The sequence below is a fragment of the Ignatzschineria sp. 22MB058224 genome, assembly GCF_058188435.1.
Genome location: NZ_CP187366.1, coordinates 576,348 through 594,278, shown reverse-complemented (window position 1 = coordinate 594,278; position 17,931 = coordinate 576,348). Strand labels below are relative to the sequence as shown.

Genomic DNA, 17,931 nt, shown 5'->3' with positions numbered 1-17,931 from the left:
ATAAAGACATGTACTGTTTTAAACTTTAAAGGAGATCTCCATGTTCCGAAAAATTACCTTTATCGTATTCATTATCTCTACTATTACAGCATGCTCATCTGCAAGCCCCAATATGCATTATCGTAATGATTACAGCAACCAAGTCTATGGCCGTGTTAGTTTTGGGTATAATTTAAAATAGTTATTTTTTTAGATCAATGATTGCATTTGTCACCGTTATTGTTGATATTAATTTTTCACTCTCTATGGAGTATATATTAACACCCCAAACATGAGTCCGTTTTCCTTGATGCAATAGATCTGCCTTTGCTATCACAGTATCATGTAATCGAGCTGATGAAATATGGCTTGCGCTAATCTGCATTCCGACACATCCTTTATCTTCCGGCAATATTGCATAAGAACCCAGACCGGCTATTGTTTCGGCTAAGGCTATTGTCGCACCACCATGAAGATACCCCATTGTCTGCTGATGATTTTCGGTTACTGGCATGGTAGCCTGTGCATATCGATCATCAAGTATCTGTATTTTAATAGATAAAGTTTGAAGCAAATTTTTGTCTTGATAATTATTAATTCGTTCAACCGTTCTTTCTCCTAACATATTGATTTCCTTTTTATTTTTATGAAATTCAGTGTTTTAAATAACACTTATTTAATCATTACCTTTGATCATTACAAAGATCTTCCCACTTTATCCTGAATAAGCGGGGAGAACTCCTCCATTATTGAGTGCTTTTACGGTACAATGATATAAATAATCTTCTCATTGATCCTATAAAAAGGAAAATATATCTATGAATATTCAAATCTGGTCCGATTTTTCCTGCCCTTTTTGCTATATTGGCAAACACAATCTCGAACAAGCAATTATGCGATTGACCGAAGAAGAAATGGCTCAAATTACAATTCAATATCGGAGCTTTGAACTCGCACCTGATGCACCACTGTTCACTGAACAATCACTTGCAGAAGTCTTAGCTGAGCGCTACCAGACATCATTAGAGAAAGCGAAGGAATTAACGACTAATTCTGCTGGAATGGCTGCAACCGTAGGACTAACAATCAATAACGATAAAGTTGTTCCCACAAATACGTTTAAAGCACACCAATTACTGCATTATGTAGCGAATAAAGCACCTAGTAAAATCAAAGCATGTGCCGATCTTTTATTCAAAGGCTATTTCCAAGATGGGCTGAATCTCAGTGATATGGTTGCTCTTATTGAGGTAGCAGATAAGCTAAAACTTGATCTTACAGATGTGAAAAAAGCACTTGACGATGAAGTATATGTTAATGCTGTTCGAGATGATGAGGCAATCGCTCATCGAATTAATATCCAAAGCGTACCCTTCTTTGTTATTGATAATGAAGTTGCGATTCAAGGTGCTCAAAAAGTAGAAGACTTTCATAGCTTTCTCGTTGATTACCTTGCTGAAAAAAATAAAACTACAAATGCCTAATTAAATTTTTACTAAAGGAAAGCGTATTATGGAATTAGTCTTAATTATTGGTCTTTTTGCCATTGCAGTTATTGGCTATGTTGTCTCTTTTTTCTGTTTAAAGAAAGAATCGGTTAAAAAACTTTGGCTGGTACTCTTTTTAATTATTTTTATAATTTCAGTTATTGCACTTCTCGTCATTCACTTCAAAGGTCTTTTAGCTAATGTACCTGAAATGTCTGAGCTCTATTTCTTCTACTTTATTATTATTGCACTATTAATTGTTGGATTAATTAATATCTGGTCACTAAAAATGGTGATCTGGAGAATACTCCGTGGTAAACCGCTCGATTTTGTCGATACAGAAAAAAATACAAAAGAGAGTAACAAATAAGACTCCTTTCAAATGTATCTTAAAAGCTGGACAATAATTTAGCTTTTTTTGATTGCTAAAACTAGAATAGATCGTTAATTACTCAGTCAGACCAATAAAAAAGGAAGCCTCATCGCTTCCTTTTTTATCACTCATAAAAATAAAATTTTCAACTTAGTCTTTAACGCGCATATGAGGGAAAAGAAGTACATCACGAATTGAAGGTGCATTCGTAAAAATCATCACCAAACGATCAATGCCAATCCCTTCTCCTGCTGTTGGTGGCATACCGAACTCAAGAGCTGTAACAAAATCTTTATCATAATGCATTGCTTCATCATCACCCGCATCTTTATCTTCAACTTGAGCAATAAAGCGCTTATGTTGATCCTCAGCATCATTTAACTCCGAATAACCATTTCCAACTTCACGACCACCGATAAAATACTCAAATCGATCTGTAATTAGTGGATTTGCATCATTTTTGCGCGCAAGTGGCGACACCGCTAGTGGGTAGCCTGTAATAAATGTTGGATGAAGTAGGTTTGTTTCAACTTTTTCATCAAAGATTTCCATAAGAATTTTGCCCCAACAATCATTCTCTTTATCATATTTAATATGAAACTTGTCTGCTAAAGCAGCAACACCTTTACGTGTTGAAAGATCATAATCTTTTGCCTCAGGACAGAACTTAAGAATTGATTCTTGCACGGTCATTCTCTCTGCCGGTTTTCCAAAATCAATCACATAATCTTGATAGGAAACTTCCGTAGAACCATTAACTTTCAATGCAATCTCTTTCATCATCGCATCAGTCATATCCATCATGTCATTATAATCAGCATAAGCCCAATACCACTCCATCATTGTAAATTCTGGATTATGACGAGTAGAGACACCTTCATTACGGAAATTACGGTTGATTTCATATACTCGTTCAAAGCCACCAACTACAAGACGTTTTAAATAAAGCTCGGGCGCAATACGAAGATAAAACTCCATATCCAACGCATTATGATGCGTGATAAATGGCTTTGCATTTGCGCCACCAGGAATTGAATGCATCATAGGCGTTTCAACTTCTTCAAATCCATGATTATCCATAAAATTACGAATTGTACGCACAATTAAATTGCGTTTACGGAATGTTTCACGAGATTCTTGATTAGTAATAAGATCTAAATAACGTTGACGGTAGCGCGCTTCAACATCTGTCAATCCATGAAACTTATCGGGTAAAGGACGAAGTGATTTAGTTAAAAGTATGAGTGTCTGTGCTCTGATTGTTAATTCACCTTTATCCGAACGCGATACTTGACCTTCAACGGCGATAATATCACCTACATCCCATGTCGTGAAATCCTCAAATGCTTCTACGCCAATGAGCCCTGTATTGACAAAAATTTGAATATCACCCGTTTGGTCACGAAGGCTTACAAAGCCACCTTTACCAAAGAGACGCTTAGCAACGATACGACCAGCAAGCTTTACAATTTTTCCCTTCTCTTTCAGTGCATCACGGTCTAACCCTTCCATCTCTTGATGAAGATCTTTAGCGTAACTATCTTTTCGGAAATGGTTTGGGAATGCGACCTCATTTTCTTCACGAATCTTTGCAAGTTTTTCGCGGCGCTCTGTAATAAGATGATTTTCGTTTTGATCGTGATCGTTCACTACAGTCTCTTTTGTCATTATTGATATCTACTTCAAATGCTTGTTAAATACTATTAGAGTTTAAAACTCTACCCTATAATTGTTATAACATATTGAATAACAATATTTTTATAAAAACTAGAAAATCTCGGGATGCTTGTTCCCGAGATTTTAATTCGTTCTAAGCGTTAACTTTCCTTCATTATCCACTATTTTGCAGTGATTTTCCTGAATAAAACATAACGCAATTTTATTTTTAATAAATTAGCGAGAATAGTTAGGCGCTTCTTTCGTAATTGTTACATCGTGAACATGTGATTCACTCATGCCAGCGCTTGTAATCTCTACAAAACGTGGTTTTGTGTTCATCTCTTCGATTGTGCCACAACCAACATATCCCATACCAGCTCGAATCCCCCCCATCAATTGATGAACAATTGGAGCCACTGATCCTTTGTATGCGACCCGCCCCTCAATTCCTTCAGGAACAAGCTTATCTGAACTAGATCCTTCCTGGAAATAACGATCGGAGGAGCCTGCATTCATTGCACCAATTGAACCCATACCTCGATATGATTTATAGGCACGACCTTGGTAAAACTCAATATCGCCAGGTGATTCATCTGTACCAGCAAGAATTGAACCAACCATAATAGAATTTGCTCCAGCAGCTAAAGCTTTTGCCATATCACCCGAATAACGAATACCACCATCGGCAATAACAGGAACACCAGTGCCTCTAAGCGCATCAGCAACATTTGCAATGGCACTTACTTGTGGAAAACCAATCCCCGCAACGATACGTGTAGTACAGATTGAGCCCGGACCAATCCCTACTTTTACCCCATCCGTGCCCACTGCTAAAAGTGCTTTTGCAGCATCTGCGGTTGCAATGTTGCCACTAATTACTTGGAGTTCTGGATACGTTTTTTTCACCCAGCGAACACGATCAATCACACCCTTTGAATGTCCATGCGCTGTATCCACGATAATAACATCAACACCTACATCAACCAATTGTTCAATACGTTCTTCTGTCCCTTCACCCCCACCAACAGCAGCACCGCACAATAAACGATCTTGGTCATCTGTAATCGCATTGGGATATGCATCTGTCAATGAGAGATCCTTTACGGTAATTAATCCACGTAGTTCATTATTACTATTTACGACAACTAGGCGTTCTAATCGATGCGCACGAAGGCGCTCAATAATTTCATCCTTTGTCGCTCCTTCATGGATAGTAATAAGGCGATCACGGTTCGTCATCGCCTTTGTTATATTTTGAGATAAATCCGTTTGGAATCGCAAGTCACGTGTCGTGATAATTCCCGCCACTTTTCCATCGGTTGTCAGAACTGGGACACTTGAGATATTTCGTCCACGCATGATGTTGCGTACTTCTTCTAATGTGCACTCTGTTGTTACAGTAATAGGATCCGTCAATACGCCGCTTTCATAATTTTTTACTTTACGTACTTGCCGCGCCTGCTCTGCGGGAGTGAGATTTTTATGAATAATTCCCATTCCTCCAAGTTGTGCTAATGCAATTGCCATCTTACTTTCTGTAACGGTATCCATTGCTGCCGATAAAAGAGGAATATTCAGCGCGATTTTCTTTGTTAATTGCGTCTTAAGCGACACATCCCGAGGAAGAACTTCAGAGTAATCTGGTACTAATAAAACATCATCAAAGGTTAAACCTTTCTCCATTATTCTAAGCATATATCTCTCTCCAAGAACGCAATTTTAAAAGAGCTGTATTTTACCACATTTATTTTTCGAGAGAATAGATTTTATCAGCGATTTGAGAGTTTGTTTTTTTTTGATATAATAACCAACGGCGCCTATAAAAATCCTTGAGGAGTATAACAAACAATGAATCTTCCAAGCCTTATTACTTGGGCTCGCGTTGTCGCGATACCAGTATTTGTACTCTGTTACTTCCTCCCGACTCCCCATAAAAATTTAGTTTTAGCACTTCTTTTTATGGCAGCTTCTTTTACAGATTGGCTTGATGGCTATCTAGCACGGAAATGGAATCAAACTTCAAGTTTTGGGGCTTTTTTGGATCCGGTTGCAGATAAATTATTAGTTGCCGTTGCCCTTATTGCTATTATTGATAATGATCCTCATCGTTGGTATTTGACCGTGGCTGTCATGATTATTATCTCCAGAGAAATCACAATTTCTGCGCTGCGCGAATGGATGGCTAGTATGGGAGAAAGAGGAGTTGTTGCGGTTTCTTGGATTGGTAAATGGAAAACAACCTTTCAAATGACTGCAATTACCTTGTTGCTCTATGGTAAAAAACTATTCGGAATACCCCTTTATGAAACAGGACTGATCTTCCTATTAATTGCAACTATTTTAACTCTTTGGTCAATGGTGCAATATCTCTATTCAACATGGAAAGTATTGAAAGTTCGCTAACGTAAAAATGAAAAGAACATACTCATATAAAAAGCCCATACTATTGATGAATGGGCTTTTTATATGAGATTACTACTGCATTCAATTATCGCTTTACACCAACGATCTTAATCCCTTTTCAACAGCTACTACATCTCGTAAATAACTAGATGGGATTTTTACACCTAAAAGCTTTTCAATGGATACCGCTTTACTAATAGGTTCATCTCTCAAAGCGATCACTAAGTCATTAAACAGCGCTAGATAAAAAGGTGCGCCAAAAGCAGCGACAGATAAATTCTTAAAACATGTTACCGTTCCATCATCAAGGTTTTGAGCTATTTTCTCTCCCCATAATTTAAATGAAAAATGGGGCTCATCAATAGTCAACAATCGTTTATTATGCCCCGTTTCTGTTTGGTCGCATTCAGTAAAATTAGGCTCAAGACATGATCCCATATAACGATCATAAAGATTATATTCACCATACCATGCTGTTTTTTTACCATTTGCAATATTTTGCAAAAACTCAATAGCAGCCGCGAGATGATCGCCAGCTGATAAAATAAGTTCTTCAGTGGTATAGCGGCCAACGCTAATACGAATCGATGATAATGCCCGGCGATCATCATATCCCATTTCTGTTAAAACATACGACGGCAACGTCTCATCACTATTGCAAGCAGATCCTTTGGCTATGCCAAGTTTTGGGGTCAAAGCCATCAAAGCATCAGCATGCACATTTGGAATATAGAGATTTAAAACACCAGGTTCTCGCTCTACCTTGGGGCTTGCACTATTGACTTCTACCCCGTAAGGTAAGAGTCTTTTAAGTAATAAACTTTCTAAACGTACTAAGCGATGACGCTCCTCAGACCAATTTTTAGCAATAAGATCCAGCGATTTAGCAAAACCGACGACCTGTTCATTTGCCATCGTCCCTGCCCTCAATCCTAACTGACCACCGCTACCATCAATTAGTGGTAACATCGGTAATTTAGGGAAATTCCGGCGATATAACAAACCAATCCCCTTAGGGCCATAACATTTATGAGCAGAAAGACTAACAAGATCAAATTGTGATGCATCAAACTGAAAATGAGGCGCAGCTTGTGTTGCATCAATATGGATAGGGATTTTATACTCGCGTGCAATTTTGGCAATTGCTTCAACAGGCAATTTATCACCAGTTTCATTATTCACCCATATTAATGAAATAATTGCGGTTTCATCCGTAATAGCATCTCGGATCATCTCTGGTGTAATCGTTTTATCCTCATTAGGTGCAATAAACTTTCCCCGATATCCTTCTTTCATTAATGCTTGGACGGTATTTATTGTTGCTTTATGCTCAATCGTACTTGTAATAATCTCTTTTTTCTTTTGTGCAGCTAACAGCCCTTTTAAGGCATGATTAATCGATTCGGTTGCACCGCTCGTAATAATAATTTCATCACGTGCCACATTAAAGTGTGCGGCAATCTCTGCCATTGATTTTTCAATAGATTGATTTGCCATTACACCGAGCTCGTGTGGACTACTTACATTTGCCCAATCGCTCTCCATTGCACTCACCATAGATTCTATCACTTCCGGTGCAACCGGTGTTGTCGCGGCATAGTCGAGATAGATCATATTCGAAAATTGTGGTTTCTGAGGTAGCTGCTGTTTTAGTTCAGCATCCTCTCTCTTTCCAGTTTCATTACTAAAAGGATCAATTCCTAAACTTTCCAATATTGATTTCATCTCTAAGCTCTAATAATTTAATGTTCATTAGTAGTAGTATAACGAAAAAGAGCTCCTAAAGAGCTCTTTATACAGAATAATTGATGTACAAATTAACGATTATAGTGTTGAATAAATTGTTTAAATCGCTCTGACTTTGGATTTGTAAAGAGCTCTTGTGGATCTCCCTCTTCTTCGATTCTCCCTTCATGAAAAAAGACCACTCGATTAGAAACATTACGGGCAAAATCCATCTCGTGAGTTACCACAATCATTGTCATACCCTCTTTCGCAAGATCTTGCATAACAGTCAACACCTCATGAACTAATTCCGGATCAAGTGCTGAGGTTGGCTCATCAAATAAAATAACGCTCGGTTCCATCGCTAATGCCCTAGCAATCGCAACTCGTTGTTGCTGACCGCCAGAAAGTGAAATAGGGTAATCATTCACACGCTCACTCATTCCAACTTTTGCCAATAATTTTAAGGCACGCTCTTTCGCTTCTTTTTTGGATAACCCTAAGACATGCATCGGCGCTTCAATCATATTCTCAAGAACAGTCATATGCCCCCAGAGATTGAAGTTTTGGAACACCATCCCTAATTCTGAACGCATTTTTTGAAGCTCTTTTGGATGCTTCGCCACAAGTCCTTTATCGCCATCCACTAATTCTAGTTTTTTACCATTGAGGATAATTTCACCTTGGTCAGGGTTTTCAAGGAGGTTAATACAGCGCAAGAATGTACTCTTCCCAGAACCAGATGCTCCAAGCATCGAGACAACATCGCCTTTATTGAGGGTCAATGAAATTCCTTTTAGAATCTCTCGATCACCAAATGATTTATGGATATTGTTAACGACCAGAGTGGGCTGACTTGGCATAATATGAAAATTCCTACAGGTTTGTGACTCAAAGCAAGTGGAACATTATACCAATATTCCACTTAAACGGATGAACAATTCTTATAAATGTGAAACAGCAATAAGACATTTCCGCTAAAAGTTGGTGTATACTAGCGAAGTTAAAACGATTATTAAATATCACGTTGCTAAAAAACAGCTAATTTTCGCCATATAGGCCAATGTACGCTGTCTTATTACAATCTATGATTAAAAGATAATCAACAATCAAATATTTGTTAAATCTTCTTGCGAAAACAAAGGATTTTTTTAGGATGAAACCAACCTACGAAGCTGCCGTGATCGAAGCAGCTGCACAACAATTTTGGGAAAAGAATAACTCTTTTAAAGTTGAAAATAGTACGGGTAAACCGAACTACTACTGCCTCTCCATGTTCCCTTATCCTTCAGGACGATTGCATATGGGGCATGTTCGAAACTACACCATCGGCGATGTTATTACTCGTTACAAGAAAATGAGCGGTTTCAATGTTATGCAACCCATCGGTTGGGATGCTTTCGGCATGCCGGCAGAGAATGCAGCGATTGATAATAAAGTTTCACCGAACGATTGGACGCAAAAAAATATTGTTTATATGCGTAAACAATTTAAAGAACTCGGCTTTGGTTTTGATTGGTCCCGTGAGTTTTCGACCTGTGATCCTGAATATTATCGTTGGGAACAATGGTTCTTCCTACAACTCTACAAAAAAGGGGTTATCTATCGCAAAAAAGGGATGGTGAACTGGGATCCTGTTGACCAAACAGTTCTGGCAAATGAGCAAGTCATTGATGGTCGCGGTTGGCGCTCAGATGCATTAGTTGAACGTCGTGAAATTCCGATGTATTACTTTAAAATCACTGATTATGCTGAAGAGCTTCTAAATGATCTAGAATTGCTCGAAGATTGGCCGGAACAAGTTCGCACAATGCAAGCGAATTGGATTGGTAAATCGAAAGGAATGCAAGTAACATTCCATCATCAAGATGGGCAATTTAATGTGTTCACTACGCGCCCAGATACCTTAATGGGTGTGACGTATGTCGCTGTTGCACCTGAACATCCTATTGCAACAAAAGCAGCAGAAAATAATCCCGCACTTACCGAGTTTATTAAAGAGTGCCAAAAAACAGGTACAAGTGAAGCTGATTTTGCAACGCAAGAAGCAAAAGGAATGGATACTGGCGAATTTGCAACACATCCATTAACGGGCGAACAAGTACCTATTTGGGTCGCAAACTACGTCTTAATGTCTTACGGCGATGGGGCTGTTATGGCAGTACCAGCCCATGATGCTCGCGACTTTGGATTTGCGAAAAAATATAACCTTCCTATGAAGATGGTCATTGAACCGATTGATGGCAACAATAGCTTAGATAAATGGCATGATTCATTAGGTGAACACGGAACGCTGATTAATTCAGGAGAATTTACGGGTCTTAATTTTGAGCAAGCATTTGAAAAAATTGGTGCGGCTCTCAAAGCTAAAAACCTTGGCGAAGCGAAAACACAATATCGTCTTCGTGACTGGGGAATTTCTCGTCAACGTTATTGGGGCTGCCCAATTCCTATTATTAACTGCCCTTCTTGTGGCGAAGTTCCTGTTCCTGAACAAGATTTGCCTGTTGTCTTACCTACTGATTGTATTCCGGATGGATCTGGCAACCCACTGAATAAACTTGATTCATTCAAGAAAGTAAAATGTCCAACATGTGGTGGCGATGCTGAGCGTGAGACAGACACCATGGATACTTTCGTGGAATCATCTTGGTACTACGCACGTTTTACATGCAATAATTTTGATAAAGGCATGGTGGATCCAGCTGCTGCGGAAGCATGGTTGCCGGTAGATCAATATATCGGTGGTGTTGAGCATGCGATTTTGCATCTTCTCTATTCGCGTTTCTTCCATAAATTAATGCGTAATGAAGGTCTACTTGGCGATAAAGAGAAAGTCGGCCCTGAACCATTTAAGGCACTTTTAACTCAAGGGATGGTGGTTTCTCCAGCATTTTATCGTCATACCAGTAAAGGATATGAGTGGTATAACATCAAGGACCTCGAAGTTATTGATAAAAATGGCGAAAAGACATATCTTCTTAAAGCCGATGGTGAACCTGTAAATTATTACGGTATCCTAAAAATGGGTAAATCGAAAAATAACGGGGTTGATCCTGAAGCCATCGTTAAAGAATATGGTGCTGATATCTCACGTTTATTCATGATGTTTACCTCACCTCCTGAGCAAACATTAGAATGGTCTGCATCAGGTTTAGAAGGTGCTGACCGTTTCCTTCGCCGCGTTTGGACATTCGCTTATGAAAATCAGACGATCTTAAAAGATGAAACCTTAAGCACAGAAGTTATTGAGGAAAAAGTCGCAAAGGATGCACGTCGTGATATTCATCAAGAGTTGAAAAAGGCTCTCTATGATTACGAACGTTTCCACTTTAACACTGTAATTTCCGCGAATATGATCATCCTAAATACCTTAGGAAAACTTGGAGATTCTCGTGATGAAGCAGCCGTTAAGCGTGAAGGTTTCTCTATCCTTCTTCGCCTATTGAGCCCAATTGTTCCGCATATCGTTCATACTATTTGGAGTACCCTTTTCGGGGATAATATCCTTGAACATGCACTACCAAAAGTTGATGAAAAAGCATTGCTCTCAGATGAGGTGAAATATATGGTTCAAGTCAATGGTAAACTTCGTGGTGAAGTGATTCTTCCTGCCTCAGCTAGCAAAGATGAAATCGAAAAAGCAGCGCTTGCGAATGAAAATGCCCAGAAGTTTATCGAAGGGGAAATTCGCCGAGTAATCGTTGTTCCAAACCGCTTAGTAAACATCGTTGCGAATTAAGCATTATTAATGCATATAAATTAACAAAGCCCATTCATATGAATGGGCTTTTGTATGTAGACAAAATTTTAGCCGCTAAACAAAGAGATATGGCACAATAACAGGACTCTTTATCAATTCTTAAAACTAGCTTTAGGATTTATATGGGCGGTAACTCCACATCTTTCATCTTGTTTCTCTTTACGATCTTTGCTTATCTAAGTTTTATTCTATGGAGTTATGAGCAAGAAGAAAACGCAAAAAAATCGGAACAAAGACGACAAAAACGGTACGCTGATCGTGTCAAATATCGCGCTGAACTCGAAAAGAAAAATAGTCAATTATTGCAAGATATTGAACTCTTTGATGAGATTGAAACTGTTGCCGAAAAATACCGCGATGATCCTGAAATCATTACCTTTATCTACCGGCGCACAGATATTTACGGCAACAACGTCACCACCCAAGAGCGCGCTGTTCGGGGGAAATATATTCACGATAAATATCTAGTATGCTTTGATCTCGACCGCAAAGCAGAACGCCGTTTCCGAACTGATAAAATCGAGTACTTCACCGGTAATAGTAAATTGGTTTTTAGTAAGGTGCCAAGGGTTTAGATTCTTTATTTTTTATATTTTATGTCTTGTATGAATAAATCTTTGATTTGATCAGCTAGGTATTAGATGCTATTAAAAGTATCTAGCTCAATGAAGTTATTTGTTTTATCTATATACTAGAAACATCATCATAAAATATATAATTACTAACGACTATTGTTATGTGGATACAATGTTAGCCCAAAAAAATTGAAAGGGCTGTGATTAGTGCAATAAAAGTTGAGATTATGGATGAATAATTAATTTTTGCATTTTTTAAAGACTGGTGAAGTTCAAACAGATTTAGATTAGAGGTAAATATGAAAAAGATATTCATTTTATTATTCTCAATAGCAACGATGTCTTACGCTGTACCCACCAAAACATTTGAACAGAGTGATTATCCTGATCAGTGGGCATTTACTGTTGATGAGGTTGCAATATGGTGCTTAAATGGATCTCAGCTTCATGTTGTTGAGTTTGAGAAAGATCAATGGTATGCACTAAATGGGCTAGCTAAAGCACATGCTGATAAGAATATGGCACATACTGATATCTCTCCTAAATGGTTAGAGAATCCGGAGACGGGGCTTAACAAATCATTGTCATTTTGGATTAATGAAGGCATGCATGTTTGTAAATAAAAAAGCATAAAAAACTCTTTAACTAGATGCAAATTTTAACTAGTAGGATACTAAATAATGAATGAACATTTATATAGTCAAAGATTTAGAATTGAGCATCTTTAAATTCACTTAGACTTTCGTAATAAATATTGATGTCATAATAAACATCATGCCCGTCATGCCTCTTACTCTGCGTCTTCGTAGCTTAATGCACAAATAGACGGGTTTTTTATTGGCATATTTAAAGCTCTTTTTTTATGACTAAAAAAATATTTACTAAACCTCAGATGTCAGTAGCTGATTTAATAGCTCAATGGAAATCTAGAGGTTTATAATTTCTGATGAAGAACGAACGGCCAAATATTTAAATTATATTAATTACTATCGTTTTTCTGTCTACATAATCCCCTTTCAGGTTGAAAATGATCCAACACATACCTTTCTCAATGATATTCACTTCGATGCTATTTTAGAAACTTATGTCTTTGATAGAGAGTTGAGATTATTAGTACTAGATGCTCTTGAAAGGATCGAAGTCGCACTAAAATCCCAAATATGCAATTTAATGTGTGCTGAAACAAATGACCCTTTTTGGATTTTTGAAGAATCTTATTTTTTTAACAAAAAAAGTCATCAATATTTATTAAGCAAACTTCAAAATAAAATTAACAATGAATCTAGCAAGTCTAAAACTAATATATTCAAAATACCAATACAGCATTTTAAAGATACTTATACAAACCCTAACCCTCCTGTTTGGATGACATTTGAGGTACTTACATTTGGACAAATTAGTCATCTATACAGAAATTTAAAAAATAACAATATTCAAAAAGCTATCGCTACGAATTTAGGTCTTAATGCCCCATTATTAAGATCTTGGGTATTATCACTATCTGACATTAGAAATATTGTTGCCCACCACTCTAGGCTATGGAATCGCGTTTTGGGAACATCTCTCGCGATCCCTACATCTGCAAAAATAAATTGGATTAAAAAAACTTCACAATTTGATAATGAGATCATTACTAGGCGTTTATATGGTATTTTAGTAGCTCTGCAAGTTATTATGTATCAAATAAGCCCGAGTTCTGAATGGGCAAAAAGATTTAGGTCTCTATTAGAAAAATACCCCAACATTCCTCATAAAGCGATGCGGATACCTGAAAACTGGGATAAAGATCCATTTTGGGAGAAAGCATTAGCCTAAGATCTTTCTATAAAGTTCTATCTCAACATAATCCTACAATCTGAATATTAATTTAGTAATGTGAGCATAATATTAATTATGTAATTATGTAATTATGTAATTATGAGTAGCGTAATTACTTAAAAGAGGCAACAAAGCACACTTAAAATAAAGTGTGCTTTTAATTGTGTAACATCGTACAGCTTATAGACGAATAAATACCCGCCTTTATCAGCGGTTAATAATTCCCCAAAATCTTAAACTTTAGTTAATTGCTTTACCATCTTTAAAGTTAATAAAGCCTCTAACTACACGATATATTGTCCAAACAGCTGCGCCAATTATGACAAAAAAACCGATAAAAAAAGCTAATGTTAAAATACCAATAACCATCCATAATAAAGACCACCAACATGTACGGATTACATAATTCATGTGGCTGTAATAGATTGTATCTCTTAAATCATCTCTTTTGATATACGCATAAATAAGTGCTGCAATCCATGTAATACCGATAATCAAACTTAACCCATACAGGATATAAACTAACAATGTATCGTTATAGCCTTTAGGTTTTTCATTACTCTCATTAATAATTACAATCTTCTCGTCTGTCCTCTCTAATAGCCCTTTATAACTATTTAATTTTAAAAGTAAATTTATTTTATAAAGCCTTTCGTAAATTACTTTAAAACGCCTAATATCATCAATGATTTTTCAATTCACTTTTTGTCGGATCAAGTGTTTATCAAAATAAGATTAAAATAAATTCCTTTTAAATCAAACAACTATATACTTGATGGGTTAGTTATTGTTTACTACTTTTTTATCTATGAATCCTCTTTACACTTTTTAAGATAAAAGATTTCGATAACTGCTATTTCGAACAAATATTTATATAAAAAAACTATGAAGTTAGATCATGATTAAAAGATTGTTAATAAGTATCATATTAATAAGTTTCACTCCAGTTGTTTATGCAATACGAATACGCAAATACCACAGCTCCCATGACCCAAGTAGTGATGCTTTTATATTAATAATATTCGTATTAGTGATAATAGGCATTCTCATTGTCTGCTTAAGTGAGTATTATCTCGATCAAAAAACTAAGAAAAAAAACAGACAGAAATAACCTATCCGTAAGTTATTGACGAATTACCCCATTCGTTATCCACTATTTAGATTACGAATCTTCTGCAACAAACTTCACTAATCGGATTTCAGACAAACAAAAAGCCCGCTGTTTAGCGGGCTTTCATTCTTGTATATGGTGGACATAGCTGGTTATTTTTAAAAATAATATATTGAGTTTTTCAAGGTTAAAATTAGTAATCTTCGGCTATTTCGTTAATAATGCTATCCATAAAAGTAGTTATTAAAGGTAATAAAAGTAACTATCTTCCCGTCAAATTTCCCGTCAGGAGGATTTGCGCATGTATGTAAGAAAGCGCGGTAAAAAATGGACTGTAGAAATTGAACTCACTATAAATGGTGAGCGTGTACGTGAATCCAAATCTTTTGATGTAAAAGCTGAAGCAATGGTTTGGGGAGCACAGCGTGAGAAAGAACTCATGGATGGCCGTGCTTATAAAACAGATGATAACAAAACATTGAAAGATGCGATCGAATATTATCTTGAAAATGAAACTCCTAAGAAACGATCTGCTAGAACTGAAAAATTACGGATGAAATATTTTCTGAATTGCCCTGCTCTCAATGAGAATATTCGCCTACGTTCACTCACTCCTGAATTTTTCGAGAAGTATATGGAATATCGATTAAAAGATGTGATGACATCGACGGTGAATAAAGAGATCTCGATTTTACGATCGACCATTCGTGTGGCCAGAAAGAAAAAATGGATCGATCATAATCCGTTTGATGGAATTGAACGATTGAAAGAGCCACCATCTCGCAAGCGCCGTATTTCCGAATCTGAACAAGCTCGGATTTTGGAATCATTAACGTATGAAGAAGGTATTCCACCATCACAGGCTCGGCATCGTATTGCCATTATGTTTCTCTTGGCACTTGAAACAGCAATGCGCATTGGTGAAATATGTGATTTAGATTGGAATAATATTTATCTCAACGAACGTTATTTAAAAGTCCTGGTATCGAAAAATGGTGATGCCCGGGATATACCGCTCTCAACTCGTGCGATCGAATTGCTTGAAATGATGAAAGCCCATTCAAGAACGCTGGTCCATGAGCGAGAAGTGATTGATGAGTTTGGCCGTAAAACTGTTTTCCGCGCTATGCCCGTTTTTTATAAAGATTATCGAGCATCTGCTGATAAAGCATCTGCACTTTTTAAAAAATATGTAAAACAGGCAAATATCAATGATCTAACTTTTCATGACACGCGTCACGAAGCATGTACCCGTTTAGCGAGAAAATTGGATGTTCTTGATTTAGCAAAGATGATCGGGCACAGAGATCCACGATCATTAATGATTTACTACAACCCAACCGCAACTGAGATTGCGAATCGTTTGGGATAAAAAAAGTAATTATCTTATAAAAGATAATTACTTTAACAAAAAAACTTAAATTATTATTTACGTCTTAAAATAGCTCTTCCAATACTTGTTTTCACATTTGGTTTTGCATTTTTAATTACAATATTTTCACGTAAATAGTCATATCCTTTTGATAAAACTATGACGCCAAAAAATTCGTCAGAAAAAGACTCTGACATACTTTCAACATTAATTAAATCTATCTCAATCTTTTGTTTCTGAGAAATACTGGCCATCAAGCGTGCACGCTCTTGAGCAGCAGAATTTCTCGATGACAAATCTGTATCATTAAAAGTAAACATTTTTACCTCCAATATTTATTCGAAGAGTTCCTCTAGCTCATCTAAAGATTTGCTCTCTTCTTCATCTATATTACGTTTTTTTTCTAAATTCTCAAGATTATTTAATGGAATAACAAAACTTATAGCTACACCTTCCCAAGGATAATTACTAATATCCTCCCATTCCTCTACGCCTTTATTTAGGGTATATAGCTGATTACCACTAGCAATATTTAATGTGCCTCCTGCATTCATTATCATCTCTTTTAGTTTTGCTAACCCTAAACCTTGATGGTGGTTACCATTATTATAAGCAGCACTCCCACCCATTGGATTACCAATAACATCTGGTGGCAGTTGTTGCGTCCATCCATCATCTTCTTTTGCTTTTTTAGAAGTATTACCTTCTTTTAAACACCATAGGATAGCTTCTTGATCATCTTTAACTGCTATTTGTACTCGCTGTAATTCCTTTAAAAAACCACATCCCCTATCAGCAATAGCAAACTCTAAATAATCTTCACCGCAACTGTGTGTTTTTTGAAATAAAGAAAAACCAGTAGAAAAAGCATGAGACCAAACATTGTCATGTAACTCACCAACAATATTACTGATAATTTCTGCACTTGTAGGCTTTTTAGCTATTTCACCTATATTAAAACGTATACAACTATTAATTATTTCATTAGCCTCGTTAACAACTTCTTCGCTAGTTAAAGGGGCTAAAGTTGAATAATATCGACCATGTTTATATGTACGATTAATAGATGGTAGTTCTTCTTTAAAAATATATTTTGAAAAATTTATAGTGCGCAAGTACGTTACTTGATCATCTTTTAAATTTAGCTTTGCTTTGTCAATTTCTTGATTAAATAAGGAAGTAGCTAACAAAACCCAGTAACTAGGGCGACCAAAACGAATAGGACTACATGCGAATTTTGAATTGTTGAGTAAATTGTATGATGTTACAAGCCCTAATTTTATTTGCATAATCTCTCCATATAATTTTCATAAAATTAGTAACATTATAATATTATTATTGACAAAAGCTCAAAACCCAAAAGGCTAGTTATACTCACTAGCCTTTTTCTTTACCCCTTCTTCCTCATAATATACTCATCCACCTCATGCTCTAACCAACGTTTGTGGCCACCTTCGACGAGTTGGATTGGTTTTGGGAAGTCTTTTTTATACATCACTTTCTTTTCGAGATAAGTGCGTGAAATTGAGAGCTTTTCTGCAACTTCGTTGGATGATAGAAGTTTGATTTTTGCTTCTCTGTATCGACGTTCATTTTTTAAAACTTCTTTTATTTCTTCGATAAGTTCGTGCATTTGCTTATCCCTTCATTATTTTGATGATTATTC

Annotated in this window: 18 protein-coding genes; 9 read left to right on the top strand and 9 right to left on the bottom strand. The window is 36.6% G+C overall.

What is annotated here, in order from left to right; genetic code table 11:
- The first annotated feature begins 40 nt into the window (after positions 1-40).
- On the top strand, positions 41-181 hold the full coding sequence (locus tag ACPF7B_RS02390; RefSeq protein ID WP_490506042.1) for a hypothetical protein: 141 nt from the start codon (positions 41-43) through the stop codon (positions 179-181).
- On the opposite strand, the gene ACPF7B_RS02385 is transcribed toward ACPF7B_RS02390, so the two are convergent.
- The gene (locus ACPF7B_RS02385; protein WP_490506041.1) at positions 182-604 is read right to left on the bottom strand and encodes a PaaI family thioesterase; all 423 of its coding nucleotides are present in this window, start codon (positions 602-604) and stop codon (positions 182-184) included. It abuts the gene before it with no gap.
- Between the two features lie 193 nt (positions 605-797).
- On the opposite strand from ACPF7B_RS02385, the gene ACPF7B_RS02380 reads away from it, so the two are divergent.
- Both ACPF7B_RS02380 and ACPF7B_RS02375 read left to right on the top strand, forming a co-directional pair.
- Positions 798-1,463 carry a DsbA family oxidoreductase gene (locus ACPF7B_RS02380; protein ID WP_490506040.1) on the top strand — a complete coding sequence of 222 codons (666 nt, stop codon included), beginning with the start codon at positions 798-800 and terminating at the stop codon, positions 1,461-1,463.
- 28 nt (positions 1,464-1,491) lie between these two features.
- Complete coding sequence (locus ACPF7B_RS02375) at positions 1,492-1,836, top strand: hypothetical protein (protein WP_490506039.1); 345 nt, start codon at positions 1,492-1,494, stop codon at positions 1,834-1,836.
- A 153-nt stretch (positions 1,837-1,989) separates the two neighbouring features.
- Here the strand turns inward: ACPF7B_RS02375 and lysS are convergent, their stop codons facing one another.
- Together lysS and guaB are read right to left on the bottom strand one after the other, a co-directional pair.
- A complete protein-coding gene (gene lysS / locus ACPF7B_RS02370; protein WP_490506038.1) occupies positions 1,990-3,507 on the bottom strand; it encodes a lysine--tRNA ligase in 1,518 nt (505 codons plus the stop codon).
- A gap of 225 nt (positions 3,508-3,732) precedes the next feature.
- A complete protein-coding gene (guaB, locus tag ACPF7B_RS02365) occupies positions 3,733-5,193 on the bottom strand; it encodes an IMP dehydrogenase (protein ID WP_490506037.1) in 1,461 nt (486 codons plus the stop codon).
- Positions 5,194-5,346: 153 nt separating this feature from the next.
- Here guaB and pgsA point away from each other — a divergent pair, with 153 nt between their 5' ends.
- Positions 5,347-5,901 (top strand): CDP-diacylglycerol--glycerol-3-phosphate 3-phosphatidyltransferase, encoded by a 555-nt coding sequence (gene pgsA, locus ACPF7B_RS02360; protein ID WP_490506036.1) that lies wholly within the window; start codon positions 5,347-5,349, stop codon positions 5,899-5,901.
- A 93-nt stretch (positions 5,902-5,994) separates the two neighbouring features.
- On the opposite strand, the gene ACPF7B_RS02355 is transcribed toward pgsA, so the two are convergent.
- Together ACPF7B_RS02355 and ACPF7B_RS02350 are read right to left on the bottom strand one after the other, a co-directional pair.
- Positions 5,995-7,626, bottom strand: coding sequence for a cysteine desulfurase family protein (locus ACPF7B_RS02355; RefSeq protein ID WP_490506035.1), 1,632 nt, complete (start codon positions 7,624-7,626; stop codon positions 5,995-5,997).
- A 92-nt stretch (positions 7,627-7,718) separates the two neighbouring features.
- Positions 7,719-8,489: an ABC transporter ATP-binding protein gene (locus tag ACPF7B_RS02350; protein WP_490506034.1), complete on the bottom strand. Its 771-nt coding sequence runs from the start codon at positions 8,487-8,489 to the stop codon at positions 7,719-7,721.
- Between the two features lie 293 nt (positions 8,490-8,782).
- Between ACPF7B_RS02350 and leuS the strand changes: the two genes are divergently transcribed.
- The 4 genes from leuS (at position 8,783) to ACPF7B_RS02330 (ending at position 13,779) form a co-directional block, all read left to right on the top strand.
- Positions 8,783-11,368 (top strand): leucine--tRNA ligase, encoded by a 2,586-nt coding sequence (gene leuS / locus ACPF7B_RS02345; RefSeq protein WP_490506033.1) that lies wholly within the window; start codon positions 8,783-8,785, stop codon positions 11,366-11,368.
- 143 nt (positions 11,369-11,511) lie between these two features.
- Positions 11,512-11,964: a hypothetical protein gene (locus tag ACPF7B_RS02340; protein WP_490506032.1), complete on the top strand. Its 453-nt coding sequence runs from the start codon at positions 11,512-11,514 to the stop codon at positions 11,962-11,964.
- 299 nt (positions 11,965-12,263) lie between these two features.
- Entirely contained in the window at positions 12,264-12,587 is a 324-nt protein-coding gene (locus ACPF7B_RS02335) for a DUF2511 domain-containing protein (protein WP_490506031.1), read from the top strand.
- A 313-nt stretch (positions 12,588-12,900) separates the two neighbouring features.
- Positions 12,901-13,779 (top strand): Abi family protein, encoded by an 879-nt coding sequence (locus ACPF7B_RS02330; protein WP_490506485.1) that lies wholly within the window; start codon positions 12,901-12,903, stop codon positions 13,777-13,779.
- Between the two features lie 243 nt (positions 13,780-14,022).
- On the opposite strand, the gene ACPF7B_RS02325 is transcribed toward ACPF7B_RS02330, so the two are convergent.
- Positions 14,023-14,310 (bottom strand): DUF4870 family protein, encoded by a 288-nt coding sequence (locus tag ACPF7B_RS02325; RefSeq protein WP_490506030.1) that lies wholly within the window; start codon positions 14,308-14,310, stop codon positions 14,023-14,025.
- A gap of 884 nt (positions 14,311-15,194) precedes the next feature.
- Between ACPF7B_RS02325 and ACPF7B_RS02320 the strand changes: the two genes are divergently transcribed.
- On the top strand, positions 15,195-16,265 hold the full coding sequence (locus tag ACPF7B_RS02320) for a tyrosine-type recombinase/integrase (protein ID WP_490506029.1): 1,071 nt from the start codon (positions 15,195-15,197) through the stop codon (positions 16,263-16,265).
- 53 nt (positions 16,266-16,318) lie between these two features.
- Here the strand turns inward: ACPF7B_RS02320 and ACPF7B_RS02315 are convergent, their stop codons facing one another.
- The 3 genes from ACPF7B_RS02315 to ACPF7B_RS02305 all read right to left on the bottom strand — a co-directional run bounded on the left by ACPF7B_RS02315 (position 16,319) and on the right by ACPF7B_RS02305 (position 17,898).
- Positions 16,319-16,585, bottom strand: a complete 267-nt coding sequence (locus ACPF7B_RS02315) for an STAS-like domain-containing protein (RefSeq protein ID WP_490506028.1) — start codon at positions 16,583-16,585, stop codon at positions 16,319-16,321.
- 15 nt (positions 16,586-16,600) lie between these two features.
- Positions 16,601-17,554: a hypothetical protein gene (locus tag ACPF7B_RS02310; protein ID WP_490506027.1), complete on the bottom strand. Its 954-nt coding sequence runs from the start codon at positions 17,552-17,554 to the stop codon at positions 16,601-16,603.
- A 101-nt stretch (positions 17,555-17,655) separates the two neighbouring features.
- Positions 17,656-17,898 carry a helix-turn-helix transcriptional regulator gene (locus tag ACPF7B_RS02305; RefSeq protein ID WP_490506026.1) on the bottom strand — a complete coding sequence of 81 codons (243 nt, stop codon included), beginning with the start codon at positions 17,896-17,898 and terminating at the stop codon, positions 17,656-17,658.
- Positions 17,899-17,931 lie beyond the last annotated feature (33 nt).